A 12,677-nucleotide genomic window follows, 5' to 3' on the forward strand; every position below is an offset into this window, starting at 1 on the left:
CGGCGATCGCGGAAATGCGACGTTCCTCAGAGCAGATTCGCCGCCGCGAGCGAGAACATCGGGCCGTCCGCGCCGGTCGCTCCGCTCTGGCTCTCCAGCCCTTTGACGAAGAGCGTCCCGGTGCCGACCGCCACGGGGTACTTGTAGACGACGCTGTTGTCGCGCGCGTCGAGCAAGAGCGGCGTCACCGTCTCGCTTTCGAGGTCGTAGGCGAAGATCCCGAAGTTGCCCTCGTAGACGATCTTGTTCTTGAATTTGCACCACGTCATGTCGTGGCCCGGATGATGCGCCTCGGTGAACGTCTTGTTCATCGAGTAGCTGGCCTTGATCTTCTCCGTGATGTTCTCGCGCGTATCCGTGGCCTTGTCGTAGCGGAAGAATTCGCGGTCCTGCGAGTAGACGGCCCCGCCAGGATAAAAATCCGCGCCGCCGGCGCGCTTGTCGTTCTGCACCCATTTCGCCTTGGTATCGGTGAGCTCCGCGAGCCAGAGGCGGCCACCCTCTGCGAACATGAGCGTCGTGCCGTTGACGGCGAAATTGGTGAATTCGCCCATCACGTTGGGCGCGATGAGATCGTCGAGCACGAGCACGTCCGTGGGGTTCGCCTGACCGGGCGTCCACTTTTGAAGGACGAACTTGCCGGTGTCGCCGTTGATCACGGTGACGTAGAGATCGTCGCCCGTGACCGAGTAGGCCCACCATTTCTGGCCGAAGGGCGGGGCGGGCAGCACGAGCTTTCCGCGCGACATTTCGGGCGTCCCGGCCGCGTAGGTGTTCGCGCCGTCGAGCACGTTCATCGAGGCGACCATGGTGCTCGACGCAGCGAAATTGATGTTGTCCACCGGGTTCGGATTCGAGGCGCCCGTGAGGTAGACCTTGAACGTGTAATCGGTGCGCTGCTTCTTGCCATCGTCGAAGCTGCGGAGGAGCGGGTTTCCGCTCCCCACCTCGACCCAGTAGAGGGTATTGCCGGTGGCGAGGAAGTCCTGCGCCGGCGTCTCGATGAAGACCGCACGTTTCGACTCGAGCTCTTCGCGCATCGACTCGAACTCGGCGAGGTCCTCCTCCTGCGTTTGCTCCTTTGCGCCATCGGCGCCGCAGCCGGCGAGGAGGAAGGCCGTGAGGCAGGCAGCGACCATTCGAACATCGTTCATGCGAGACTCCTTCGTCGCGTCGTTTTGGGGGAGGATATGGAATCCCCCCTTGGCGTCAAGGCAGTCTCGTTCCCGGGATGACGCACAATGTCCCATGCTGGCGTGCCAAACCCGTCGTCGGCTGTCTACGCCTCGCTTCGAGGCGGGTAAGGTCGATATGCGGGGGGCTTGCCTTCGAGCGCGCGCTCGACGTTGCGCCGGACCTTGGCTCGGCGGATGCGGATGAGGAGCGCCTCGCCCCCGGGCAGCAGTCGGACGAGCTCGGTCGCAAAGTTCCAGGCCGCGCTCACGAAGACCAAGAATTTCCACAGATTGTTCGGCAATCCGAGCTCGTCTCCCTCGTCGTTGCCGAGCACCAGGCGCGAGAATCCCGCGCGCCATTGCGCGTCGAGGTAGACGAGGGGACGCGGCAGGTCCGGGGTCACCGGCACGGCGAGCAGCGCGGCGGCGAGCTTTCGGCTGTCCTCGTCCCCCGGGGGTTGCGTGCTGCCCGACAGGTAAACGAGCTTGCACGCCTCCTCGAAATCGCGCGGGAGCATGTCGAGGCGTATGCCCATGAGATACCCGACGTAACGCCAGAAGTGCACGAGCGCGTCGGCCTCGCGCCGCGTGATGATGTGCCCCAATGCGCGGAGGCCAATGACGAACACCGCCGAAAAGAGGAGGTTCGTGGCGAGCAGGTCGGCCTGGTTGATCGGCAGGCCCCACGCCTCCATGCGCCAGCGCGGATCGTCCGCGAGCCGCACGCGGACCATGGCGTGCATGAGACGGACCAGAACCACGCCACGAAACCCGGCCGAGTCGCGCGCGAGTGTTCGTGAATCGTACAGGTCGAAGACGAACTTCGAGGTTTCGGCGAGCCGCCGGTACGCCATCGATTCCAGGGCACCCGTGAGCGCGATTGGCTTGTTCGCGGCCGACGAGCGATAGCCGCCGGTCAGGCAGACGCAGCTCAGCACCCGCTCGCCGCTCGTGCCCACGCGATCCGCCGTGCGCGCCGCGAGCGCGAGCTTGTCGTCGTCGACCCATTCCGGCCTGACGTCGAGCTCGGCGAAGAGGGCGACGAGCGGCGCGGGCGCTTCCGGGATGCTGTCGATGCCGTGATCGACGGCGCGCGAAAGCAGCCGATGACCCTCGCCACGCGGGAGCGTGGCGAAGAACCGAACCACGTCGTCCGCGAGGGGATCGCCGTCGAGCAGGGTGTCCCGGAAGCGCGCGATGTGCTCCTCGCTCGGCGGCGGGAGCCGGAACGCTTTGCGGAAGAGCGCGAAGCGCAGGCTCTCCTTCACGCGAGGGTCCTGGAATCGGGTCGGTACGTCGCGGGCGCTCGCGAGGGCGGTCGTCATGCGGATCGTCTCCAGCTCGTGGTTGCCGAAGATCATGATCCGAGCAATCATTCGGATCCGCTCGGATTCTACGATCACGCATCCGCGGCGCGCGCGAATGACCTCGAAAGCCTTTGATCCACAGCCTCGGAAGTGGCCCCGGCAGGGGCGGTCACGGGCCACGTTCGACGCGCTCCTCGATGCGACCGCTCGGATTCTCGAAGACCACGGCTACGAGGAGCTGACGACGAACGCGGTCGCGCAGCGCGCCGGCGCGAGCATCGGGACGCTCTACGAGTATTTCCCCGACCGCGAGACGCTGGTCGCCGTCCTCGTCGAACGCGAAGCGCGTCGGGTGCTCGCGGCGCTGGAGGCGAGCATGGCCTCGCTCCACGACATGCCGCTCGAAGCGGCGATGCGGATCTGGCTCGAGGCCATGTTCGCGGAGCTCGAATCACGCCGGGCCCTCGTGGCCGTGCTGCTGAAGAGCGTGCCGTTCGTGGGTCGGCTTCCGATCGCTTCGGAGTTTCCGGCGCGCCTCGTCGCCATCGCGGCCCGAGGGGGGAGCCATCGGCGCGAGGAGATCGCGCTCGACGATCTCCCTTCGGCCTTTTTCCTGCTGACGAACATGCTCCGCGGGGCGTACCTCGCGATGCTGCTCGAACCACCGGAGGGTTTTTCCCGCAGGGCCCTGCTCGACGACCTGACCGTGTTCGTGATGCGGATGCTCCGCGCGAGGGAATGATCAGCCGAGCACGTCCGCCATCGAATACCGCCCCGCCGGCTTTCCGAACAGATACCGCGCCGCGCGTAGCGCTCCTCGGGCAAACAGGTCCCGGTTCGTCGCCCGATGCGTCAATTCGAGCCGCTCCCCAGGGCCGAGGATGTGCACCGTGTGATCCCCGATCACGTCGCCGCCCCGCACCGCGAAGATGCCGATCTCGTCCGCCGCGCGTGGCCCCACGTTGCCCTCGCGCCCGGTCACGGTCCGCAATCCTTTTCGGGCGTCACGCACCGCGTCCGCGAGCCGCGTCGCCGTCCCGCTCGGCGAATCCACTTTCGCCTTGTGGTGCGTCTCGACAATCTCCACGTCGAACCCCGGCCCGAGCCGGCGCACCGCCTCCGCCACGATCTCGGCGAGTACCTGCACGCCGAGGCTCGTATTCGGGGCCCAGAGCACGGGGATCGTCGTGGACACCTCGTCGAGCTTCTTTTCGGTGTCCGCGTCGAGCCGCGTCGTGCCGCTCACGACCGCAATCTTTTGTCGTCGCGCGGCCGTGAGCACGCGGTTCAGGGCCTCGGGGCGGGAAAAATCAATCACCACGTCCGCGCCGAGGAGCCCCGCCGCGACGTCGGCGCTGAGCGCCACGCCGAGGGTTCCCGCGCCGGCCACCTCGCCGATGTCGCGCCCGAGGTGGGGCGATTGCGGCGAGGCAATGGCACCGACGATGGAAAAACCCTCCTGCGCGGCGAGGCGTACGATGCTTTGCCCCATGCGCCCCGTGGCGCCCGCAATCGCGAGCTTCACGACGCGGCCTTCGGGAAAGACGCGTCGAGGTGCGCGAGCGCCTCGGCCACTTTGCGCTGCGTCGCCTCGCTCGCCGGCAGGAGCGGCTGCCTTACCGCGGGCGTCATGCGCCCCATCGCCGCGAGCGCCGCCTTCGCCGGCGCCGGGTTCGGCTCGATGAACATCGCATTGTGGAGCTCGACGAGCGCGAAATGGCAGGCCTGCGCGCGCACGAAATCGTTCGCCAGAAGCGCGCGGGTCACTTCGCTGACCTCACGCGGCCTCACGTTCGAGCTCACGCTGATGACCCCGCTCGCGCCGACGGCGCCGAAGGCCAGCGTGAGCGCGTCGTCGCCCGAGAGCACCGTGAGCCTGTCGCCGAGCTTGCGCTTGAGCTCCTGGCAGCGGAGCACGTTGCCCGTCGCGTCCTTCAGCGCGACCACGTTCGGCGCGCGTTCGCAGATCTGCGCCGTCGTCTCCGCCGAGAGGTCGACCACGCACCGGCCCGGGATGTTGTAGAGCACGACGGGGGAGGAGACCTCGCGCGCGACCGCGAGCACGTGCTCGCGCATGCCGTCCTGCGAGGGCTTGTTGTAGTACGGCATCACGATCATCACGGCATCGGCGCCCGCGGCGAGGGCCGCCTTCGACGCGCTGATCGTCTTCTTCGTGGAGAACGTTCCCGTCCCGGCCACGACGGGCACGCGTCCCTTCGCGACCTCGACGACACGCTTGATCACGAGGACCTGCTCCTCGTCCGAGAGCGTGGGCGACTCCCCGGTGGTGCCACAAGGCACGAGGCCCGAGACGCCTCCCTCGATCTGCGCCTCCACGAGCGCGTCGAGCGCGGCGAGATCGACGGCGTCGCCATCGGCGGTGAACGGCGTGACGAGCGCGGTAAACGTGCCTGAGAACGTGAGGGCTTGCATCAGCGCGCGACCTTGGATGGCTTCGCGAGGCACGTCAAGTTTCCGCGGCCCGGGCCGCACGTCGCGACGAGGACGGACGGAGGAACGAGGAGAAAACGCGGGCAAGGAAGCGGCTTCGGCGAAGGATCACGCGCCGGATCGAGCACGCGAGGGGCGAGGGTTTCGAGGCCTCGCGCGCCGACGCGCTGGACCGGACTCTCGCTCGGGGCGCGGACGCGACCTTGCCAAGCGCGGGGCATGGACGCACGTTCCGGCCATGCAGTCGCTCATGGACAAAGCTCTGATGGGATACGTCGAGCTCCAGGTGGGCTCGCTCAAGGTCGAGGTCCCGATCCGCGCGGCTGGGGAGGCGTCCTCGGCTGAGCCAGCCGCAAGGTTCGAGATGGAGGGCGATTCCTGCGCGATCGTCGTGCGAGGGGACGCGACGTCGAAGCAGGTCGAGCGCGCGATGCACAGGGCAGCGCGGGAGGCCGTGCGCCAGTTGTCGCGAAAGCTGCTCAACTAACGAGAGCATCGAGCGATGCTCGGAAGATCGCGAAGCGATCTTCCCTCGGGGGGTGAATCGGCCGGGCTCTGCCTGGCCGAGAGGGGGACGCGAGGCGTACCCCTCGGTGACGAGCGCACGAGCGTTTCGAATACCATGCTAGGCTCGCGCACCGGATGAGCTAGCTGCCCGGCCTCCGGCGGACGGGCGCGGGAGAGCATGGCTTTGGGTCGAACGGCACGAATGGGTGTGGGGCCTCTGTCCCACGGTCGGACCAGAATCGGTGCGTGGGCCTGCGCGGCGGCGCTGGGCGTCGCGACGCTCACGGGGCAGCCGAGCGAAGCCCGAGCCGAGCCGGTCGTCGGGACCGGGAAGGGGATCGTGGGCGGCGCCTTGCTCGGCGGCGAGATCGTCGCGATCACCATGGGTGCCGTCGGCGTGAGCAAGGGCTGGCCGTACCTCGTGTTTCCCCCGCTCGCCGCGGTGGGCGGCGGGATCGGCGGATACTTCATCGAGCAGGCAGCCCCACCAGCCGAGGTGCCGCTTTACATGCTTGCCGGCGGAATGGCGCTCGTGATCCCGACGATCATCGTGACGCTGAACGCCACGCTCTACAAAGCGCCGGAGAACTACCCGAACGAGCCGGTGCAGAACCAGCCCGCGGGAGAGCCAGCGCTGCCGAGGACGAGCAAGCGGCCGATGCATGTGCCGATGTCGTTCGTGGACATGCACGAAGGGCGACTCGCGCTCGGCGTGCCCGCGGTGGAGATCCGCCCGGTGTACACGCCCGAGGAGATCGCGAAGTTCGGGATCGCGCAGGCGCGCGAGGTGAAAATCCCGGTCTTTCAGGCGAGCTTCTGAAAACGGCGGAGCGCCTCGGACGTGTCTCGACGGCACGTTGCGCGGGAGCGTCGAGGCGGGGACACTGAGGCAGGCGGGCGCGCGCGGCGCGGGCCCGAAATCGCCATGTCCCGCATCTATCCGGTCGAAGCCTACTCGTACGCGTCGCGCTTCAACCTGCGTGAGGTCGAGGCCTGGTTGCCGCCCGATTGCGGCATCCGCTCGACGAAGACGCAGCTCGTCGTGTCGCTCGACGGCGACCGGCTCGCCTACCTCTTCGACTTCGGCGCGATCGTGTTCGTGAACGTTCCCGACGCCGAGCGCGAGCGTATCGTCGAGACCTTCAACAAGAAGCTGCCGCAGGAGCCACATCCGCCGCTGCGCGAGAGCTTCCTCATCGAGGTGCGCCCCAGCGCGGCCGTCGAGGTCCGCTTCGATCGGGTCGTCGTGCCCGACGTCGACCCGATCACGCTCGACGTCATCGCTACCGTGATCGCGCAGTCCGTGGCCATCGACTACTACGACGAGGACGTGCAGGCGATCCTGGATCGCGTGGGCGCGGTGGCCGGCGAGGTCGCGCGGGAAGGCCGAACGCTCGGCAGGACGCGGGACTTCGTGCGGTTCGTGGGCACGGCGATGGCGTCGCAGGTCGAGATCATCACGGCGATCTCGCTCCTCGACAAACCCGACCTCACCTGGGAGAACGAGGCCGCCGATCGGCTGCACGACAAGCTGCGGAACAACCTCGAGATCCAGGAGCGGCACAAGGCGCTGGAGATCAAGCTGTCGACGATCCGCGAGACGCTCGGGACGCTGATCGAGTTCAGCCAGACGCGGCGGATGCTGTTCCTCGAAGGCTCGATCGTGGCGCTCATCGTGTTCGAGATCCTGCTCAGTTTGTTGAAGCTCAACTGATCAGAACCGGGCGCGCGTAGCCACGAGGGTGCCGATGACGCACGCGGCGAGCGCGAAAAAAGCCGAGGCCACGTAGCCCGTGCGCGAGGCGCGGCGCAGGGCGCGCGAGGGTGCGTCGTGGCCGTCTGCGCCGGCAGCGAAGAGGGCCGCGAGCGCGAGGCCGGCGAAGACGAGCGCGCCGAAGGAGAGGTGCAGCTTGCGCTCGAAGAGCCAGCCGAGCGAGCGAGAGGCGAGGAAAAGGCGCTGGCGGAGATGGGTGCGGTAGGGGAGGTCGAGCCAGACGCCCGTCGCGAACGTGGCCACGGCGAGGGAGGTCGTCGCCGCGGACGCGAGGTGGATCCAGCGGGAGATGCGCGCATCGTTGCGGAGGCGTACGAGGATGACGGCGAGCGCGACGAGGGCGACGGCCGAGATCCAGGCGAGGACGCCATGGACGAGCGCGACGCGGCGGAGGAGCTCGTGCGTCACGGGACGAGTGCTCCTTGAAGGGCAAGCGCGAGCGCGGCGGCGACGGAGACGCGGCCGAGCCAGACGGCGGCAGCCTCGATCGATCGTGTCGCGAGCGCGTGGCCGCCGAAGATCGCAGCGCCGCCGGCATACGCCGCGAGGAGCGCGCGCCACACGAAGCGGCTGCGATCCGACCAGATGACGATCGCCGGGTCGGGCTCGGGGAACCACACGGACTCGATCAGGCGAAGCGCGACATAGGCGAGCGCCGCCCCCGCGAAGCCAAACGCGAGCGCGACCAGGAGTCGCCTAGGCGCCGTCGGCACGCGGCTCCTTCACGTTTGGGTTTTGCTCTCGCGCGTGGTGCGCGCGGACGCGCGGGCACTCGGGATCGGGGCCGAGCGCGCCGCCGAGGTGCGTCGCGACGACGCGGCATCCGCCCCGGCACACCGAGCGGATCTCGCAGGAACGGCAAGGCTCGGCGTCGTGTGGCGCGCGCCAGGCTTCGAGCGTCGCGTCCGTCGCCCAGGCCGCGCCCGCGCCGCCTTGCCACGCGTCCTCGGCCTGGGCGTCCGCGGCCGGCGCGAAGCTGCACGGCGCGAGGGCGCCGTCGATCCGCACGGCCGCGAGGTAACGCCCCGCCTCGCAGCCGAGCACGCCGAACCGCTCGAGCGCCGCCGCGTCGCGGACGTGGCCCGAGAGGAGCGGTACGAGCGAGCAGTCGACGCGGATCGGGAGGTTCGTCGCGGCGAAGAGCGCTTCGAGCGTGGGTCCGAGGGCATCCACCTGCGCGGGCGAGAGCCGCGTCGCGAGGTACGAGACGTCCGCCGCGCGTCCGGCGGGTTTGTACCGGAGGAGCTGAAGCTCGCGCGCGCCGAGCGACGCGGCCCGTCTCGCCGTCTCGGGGAGCGCGTCGAACGTCTTTCGCGTCAGCACCACGTTGATCCCGAACGGCACGCCCGCCTCCGCGAGCAGCCGCATCGCCCGCTCCGCGACCCGCGCGCCTTCCCAGCCGCGCACCTCGCCGTACGCCGCGCCCTCGCCGTCGTAGCTCACGTTCACCTGCGCGAAGCTTTCGAGCTCCTGCGCGCGCTCGCTCGTCATGCCGATGCCACTCGTGGTCAGCACCGGCACGAGCCCGAAACGCCGCGCCGCGCGGCCGAGCTCGCCGAGATCGGGACGCGCGAGCGGTTCGCCGCCCCCGAACGCCACCGTGAACACGCCCGCCGCCGCGAGCGCCGAGAGCCGCGCCGTGATCACCTCGAACGGCGGGCTCTCGCCGTCGGGCCGCGCGTCGAGGTAACACCCTTTGCACCCGGCCCCGCACCGCGACGTCACCGCGACGTGCGCTTCGAGGGGCCTCGCCCGGCGTGTCGTCTCCGCGTCCTGCCAGACCACGCCGCCCGCGAGCCCGAGCCGCTCCGCCGCGCCGCGACCGATCGCCACGAGCGTGCCGTCGTCGAGCCGCACCCACGCGCCGAAGGGTTCAACGCGCGCCCGCATCGCCCCCCTCGTCGCGCTTTCCATCGCGTTCGCCGCGTCCCTTCTCCTTGCGCTCCTCCGCGCCGCTCCCGAACGCCGCCGCGATCCCCGCCATCACCACGCCCGCGGCCGCGGCCGAGAGAAACAAGAGATCGAGCGCGCTCCCCACCGACGAGCAGTTCGCCCCTGGGCCTCTCCGCACGGCGAGGATCTCGTCCGCCGTGATCGGCCCCGGCCCGATCTCCACCGCGCCTTCCGGATCGCGGCGCGCCTCGTTCCCGTCGTCCCGCTCGTCCCTCACAACCCAAAACTCTCCAGGTAGCCCGCGTTCGCGCCCTCGAGCGACAGGAACGCCGCGGCGAGCACGCCGATCATGCACACGATCGCGCGACCCACCCGCGCGACGGCGCGCCCGTCGCGTGATCCGAGCCGCCACGCTCGTGCCACGACGTCCACGCCGAGCACGCCGAACCCGAGCCACAAAAACGGCCGCACGTCGCCCTCGCCGTGATGCCGGACCAGGATCGCCGCCGCGCCCCCGAGGTAGAGCGCGAACGCCACGGACGAGGGGCGGATCACGGCACGCACGATCGCCTCGGGATCACGGCCCGGCTTCCGGAAGAGCCGCACGATCGACACGGCGAAGACGAGCCCGAGCGCGCCGAGCACGCCCGCCGCGACCCGCGCGATCCTTTCGCGACGCACGAGCCGGCCGATCTCGGCGTACAGGCTCGGAACCAGCTCCGGATACTGCGAGACCGCGCGGTAGGCCGCCGCGAGATCCCCCCGCTCCCGTTCGAGCGCCGCGACCTCGTTCAGCGCGAGCGCGCGCGTGAGCTTGTCCGCCGAGGGATCCTCGATCGCCTGGCCGAGCGCGGCTCGGGCGCGGCTCGGATCGTCGAACCGATGCCAGAACGCCTCGGCCACGATGAGCCGCGCCTCGGCGCGCACGCGGCCGGGCGGGAAGGTCGCGGCGTCACGCTCGAGCGCCTCGATCGTGGCGCGGTCCGGGGCCGGGGTCCGGCGTACGGCTTCGAGGCGCGCGAGGGGCGCGAAGTCCCCCTCGGCGTGGGCGCGGAGGTCGGCGGCGCGCGCGCGGGCCATCCGGGCGAACGGCGCGGAGGGATCGAGCGAAAGGACCGCGTCGTACCCCGCGAGCGCCTCGCCGAACCTGAGCTCGGCCGCCGCTCGTTCGGCTTGCTCGTACGTGGCCTTCGCCTTCGCGCGCGGGTCGGGCGCGGCCGGCTCGGCGGAGGCCACGGAGGCGAGCCCGAGCACGAAGGCGAGCACGCCCGCGCGCAATGTCATCACGAGGGCAGCCTAGCGCGGTTCGTGCTGCTGGAAAAACGCATCGGCCTCCGAACGCACGAGGCGCCCGGAGGCCGATGAACCGATCAGCTCGGGTTTTTCCGGCGAATCAGGGCATGCCGCCCGTGCCGCCCGTGCCGCCCGTGGCCGCGCCGCCGGTACCACCGGCGCCGCCGGTGCCCATCATGCCGCCCGCGCCGCCGGTGCCCATCATGCCGCCCGCGCCGCCGGTGCCCATCATGCCACCCGCGCCGCCGGTACCCATCATGCCGCCCGTGCCACCGGCGCCACCGGCGCCACCGGCACCGCCCATGCCGCCCATGCCGCCCTGGCCGCTGCTGCCGACCTGGCCGAGGCAGAGGCCGACGCCGCCGGGGTACTCAACCGACGTGTCGCACTTCGCGCCGTCGCCGCCGCAGTCCGCGTCGGTGCAGCAGTAGCGCGCGCACTTGTCGCCGTTGCAGGTCTTGCCGCCCTCGCAGAACGGACCATTCGAGGCGTCGCACTCATCGCAGAGCTTGGCGGTGTTCGGCGCCGGCCAGCACTGGTAGCCGCCGCCGCTGTTGATGTCGCACGCCTCGCCCGCGGCCGTGTTGCAGGGCGCGTTCGTGACCGGGTTGCACTTGATCGTCGCGTCGAGCGTGACGCAGGACCCGCCCGAGGCCGCCTCGGCGGGCGCGTTGCACGTCCAGTCCGGCGGCGGCGGGAAGCACTCCGTCTCGCACGAGCCCTGGAGGCACTGGATCAGGTTGTTGTAGTACTGCGGGTCCATCTCCTCGCAGGCGGCTTGGTCCGCGCCCGTGAGGCAGTCGAAGCAGCCGAACGCGCACTCGCTGTTGGCGCACTCGGCGAGCTGCTCACAGCAGTTCGCCTCGGCGCACGTGCCGCACTCGTTCGGGTTGAGCAGGCCCGTGCAGGTCGGGTCGAACGTCGGATCGCACATCCCGCCCGACGACGAGCTCTGCGCGACGGAGCTCGACGAGCTCGACGACGCCGTGGGACCCGCGCCGCCCTCGCCCCCGTTCCCGCCGGTGTTCCCCCCGGGGTTCGTCTCGACGGTACAGGCCCACATCGACAGGGCGCCGAAGCCCGCCATCACGAGGAATCCAATCGTTCGCATCCGAAAAGCTCCTACTTCACCGACAACCGACGTCGCCGGGTCACGAGAGACCTGGGGTTGGCCCCGAGTGCGGGCCTGGCAAACGCGTGGTCGGCAGACGACCGGAGCGTACGCCACTCGTTCGCCCTATATCCGAAATCGCCGTGGGAGCGAAGCGGATGTCGTTGGCTCCGGCCTTTCCTTGCGGGACGAACCGTTGCAGCGTCGCGTTCGTGCGGTGAAACCCGGAAAACGCGGGCCTAAGGTTTGGTCTTTCCCGTGTCCGAAGAGCCTTCGGGCGTGCACACGAGGCAGTCGAGGCCCTGGATTTCGATGGAGACCTTCTGCGCCACGCCGAGCCCGTACGGGCAGTGCCGGCACTTCGAGTGGCAACAGTAACCGCGCTTCAGGTGGTAGACCGACGTGAAGACGACCTTGTGGTCTTCCTTGTAGAAGTCCACGCCTTCGAGAAGCTGGCTGAACTTGGGAAGCGCTTTCGACAAAGCTACCGCCTCACGGGTCCACGTCGCTCGTTCGATCAAAGCACGAACGAGGACGTCACGGTAGCTCTGTCGAAAATCGTGACTCTCGCGCGGGGAGGGACGACTTCAGCGGTTCACGCGCTCGAGGTACTTGCCCTCGGTCGTGTCGACCTTGACCCACTCGCCTTCCTTCACGAAGAGCGGGACGTTGATCACCGCGCCGGTCGAGAGCGTGGCGGGCTTGGTGGCGCCGCTCGCGGTGTCGCCCTTCACGCCCGGCTCGCAGGTCGTGATCTGCAGGACGACGCTCGGCGGAATGTCGACGCCGATCGGCTGCTCGTTGAAGAGCGTCACGTCGACGTTCATGCCGTCGGACAGCCACTGGGCGTCGTCGCCGACCTTGTCGCCGGGGACGGTGATCTGCTCGCCCGTGTTCTGGTCCATGAACACGTAGTCGGAGCCTTCCGGGTAGATGTACTGGAACGTGCGCGTCTCGACGTTCGCCGGCTCGAGCTTCTCGCCCGACTTGAACGTCCGCTCCAGCACGTTGCCGTTTGCCATGTTCTTCAGCTTCACCCGGGTGAAGGCCTGGCCTTTGCCGGGCTTAACGAACTGGAACTCGATGACGGAGAAGGGGTCCTTGCTCCCATCGAGCATCATCTTGAGGCCTTTACGGATGTCGCTCGTGTCCATGCGGGGCGCTTC

At 69.3% G+C, this 12,677-nt stretch carries 17 protein-coding genes; 4 read left to right on the forward strand and 13 right to left on the reverse strand.

All coding sequences use genetic code 11. The features are described from left to right. Window positions 1-26: 26 nt before the first annotated feature. Together KEG38_RS12670 and KEG38_RS12675 are read right to left on the reverse strand one after the other, a co-directional pair. The gene (locus tag KEG38_RS12670; protein WP_272419659.1) at window positions 27-1,154 is read right to left on the reverse strand and encodes a hypothetical protein; all 1,128 of its coding nucleotides are present in this window, start codon (window positions 1,152-1,154) and stop codon (window positions 27-29) included. A 125-nt stretch (window positions 1,155-1,279) separates the two neighbouring features. Continuing rightward, window positions 1,280-2,551, reverse strand: coding sequence for an oxygenase MpaB family protein (locus tag KEG38_RS12675; RefSeq protein WP_272419660.1), 1,272 nt, complete (start codon window positions 2,549-2,551; stop codon window positions 1,280-1,282). 46 nt (window positions 2,552-2,597) lie between these two features. Between KEG38_RS12675 and KEG38_RS12680 the strand changes: the two genes are divergently transcribed. Beyond that, window positions 2,598-3,224: a TetR/AcrR family transcriptional regulator gene (locus KEG38_RS12680; protein ID WP_272419662.1), complete on the forward strand. Its 627-nt coding sequence runs from the start codon at window positions 2,598-2,600 to the stop codon at window positions 3,222-3,224. On the opposite strand, the gene dapB is transcribed toward KEG38_RS12680, so the two are convergent. The 3 genes from dapB to KEG38_RS12695 are packed head-to-tail and all read right to left on the reverse strand — an operon-like array spanning window position 3,225 to window position 5,154. Then, window positions 3,225-4,007, reverse strand: a complete 783-nt coding sequence (dapB, locus tag KEG38_RS12685; RefSeq protein ID WP_272419663.1) for a 4-hydroxy-tetrahydrodipicolinate reductase — start codon at window positions 4,005-4,007, stop codon at window positions 3,225-3,227. Next, a complete protein-coding gene (gene dapA / locus KEG38_RS12690; RefSeq protein WP_272419664.1) occupies window positions 4,004-4,915 on the reverse strand; it encodes a 4-hydroxy-tetrahydrodipicolinate synthase in 912 nt (303 codons plus the stop codon). Before dapA ends, dapB begins: the two co-directional genes overlap by 4 nt. Beyond that, window positions 4,915-5,154: a hypothetical protein gene (locus KEG38_RS12695; RefSeq protein ID WP_272419666.1), complete on the reverse strand. Its 240-nt coding sequence runs from the start codon at window positions 5,152-5,154 to the stop codon at window positions 4,915-4,917. The genes dapA and KEG38_RS12695 overlap by 1 nt, the downstream gene beginning before the upstream one ends. Before the next feature lie 29 nt (window positions 5,155-5,183). On the opposite strand from KEG38_RS12695, the gene KEG38_RS12700 reads away from it, so the two are divergent. From KEG38_RS12700 to KEG38_RS12710, 3 genes are all read left to right on the forward strand, one after another. Continuing rightward, window positions 5,184-5,420 carry a hypothetical protein gene (locus tag KEG38_RS12700; RefSeq protein WP_272419667.1) on the forward strand — a complete coding sequence of 79 codons (237 nt, stop codon included), beginning with the start codon at window positions 5,184-5,186 and terminating at the stop codon, window positions 5,418-5,420. Window positions 5,421-5,642: 222 nt separating this feature from the next. Next, window positions 5,643-6,260, forward strand: coding sequence for a hypothetical protein (locus KEG38_RS12705; protein ID WP_272419669.1), 618 nt, complete (start codon window positions 5,643-5,645; stop codon window positions 6,258-6,260). 105 nt (window positions 6,261-6,365) lie between these two features. Then, window positions 6,366-7,154, forward strand: coding sequence for an RMD1 family protein (locus tag KEG38_RS12710; protein ID WP_272419671.1), 789 nt, complete (start codon window positions 6,366-6,368; stop codon window positions 7,152-7,154). Here the strand turns inward: KEG38_RS12710 and KEG38_RS12715 are convergent, their stop codons facing one another. From KEG38_RS12715 to efp, 8 genes are all read right to left on the reverse strand, one after another. After that, window positions 7,155-7,622, reverse strand: coding sequence for a hypothetical protein (locus KEG38_RS12715; RefSeq protein ID WP_272419672.1), 468 nt, complete (start codon window positions 7,620-7,622; stop codon window positions 7,155-7,157). It abuts the gene before it with no gap. Beyond that, window positions 7,619-7,927 carry a hypothetical protein gene (locus KEG38_RS12720; protein WP_272419673.1) on the reverse strand — a complete coding sequence of 103 codons (309 nt, stop codon included), beginning with the start codon at window positions 7,925-7,927 and terminating at the stop codon, window positions 7,619-7,621. The genes KEG38_RS12715 and KEG38_RS12720 overlap by 4 nt, the downstream gene beginning before the upstream one ends. Then, a complete protein-coding gene (locus KEG38_RS12725; RefSeq protein ID WP_272419674.1) occupies window positions 7,911-9,104 on the reverse strand; it encodes a radical SAM/SPASM domain-containing protein in 1,194 nt (397 codons plus the stop codon). The genes KEG38_RS12720 and KEG38_RS12725 overlap by 17 nt, the downstream gene beginning before the upstream one ends. Next, window positions 9,088-9,384, reverse strand: coding sequence for a hypothetical protein (locus KEG38_RS12730; RefSeq protein ID WP_272419676.1), 297 nt, complete (start codon window positions 9,382-9,384; stop codon window positions 9,088-9,090). The genes KEG38_RS12725 and KEG38_RS12730 overlap by 17 nt, the downstream gene beginning before the upstream one ends. Continuing rightward, a complete protein-coding gene (locus KEG38_RS12735; protein WP_272419677.1) occupies window positions 9,381-10,394 on the reverse strand; it encodes a hypothetical protein in 1,014 nt (337 codons plus the stop codon). Before KEG38_RS12735 ends, KEG38_RS12730 begins: the two co-directional genes overlap by 4 nt. Window positions 10,395-10,500: 106 nt before the next feature. Further along, entirely contained in the window at window positions 10,501-11,511 is a 1,011-nt protein-coding gene (locus tag KEG38_RS12740; RefSeq protein WP_272419678.1) for a hypothetical protein, read from the reverse strand. Between the two features lie 239 nt (window positions 11,512-11,750). Beyond that, window positions 11,751-11,993: a DUF5522 domain-containing protein gene (locus KEG38_RS12745; protein ID WP_272419679.1), complete on the reverse strand. Its 243-nt coding sequence runs from the start codon at window positions 11,991-11,993 to the stop codon at window positions 11,751-11,753. A 105-nt stretch (window positions 11,994-12,098) separates the two neighbouring features. Further along, on the reverse strand, window positions 12,099-12,665 hold the full coding sequence (gene efp / locus KEG38_RS12750) for an elongation factor P (RefSeq protein ID WP_272419680.1): 567 nt from the start codon (window positions 12,663-12,665) through the stop codon (window positions 12,099-12,101). Window positions 12,666-12,677: the final 12 nt, after the last annotated feature.

The organism is Polyangium jinanense, assembly GCF_028435265.1.
Classification (GTDB): Bacteria; Myxococcota_A; Polyangia; order Polyangiales; family Polyangiaceae; genus Polyangium; species Polyangium jinanense.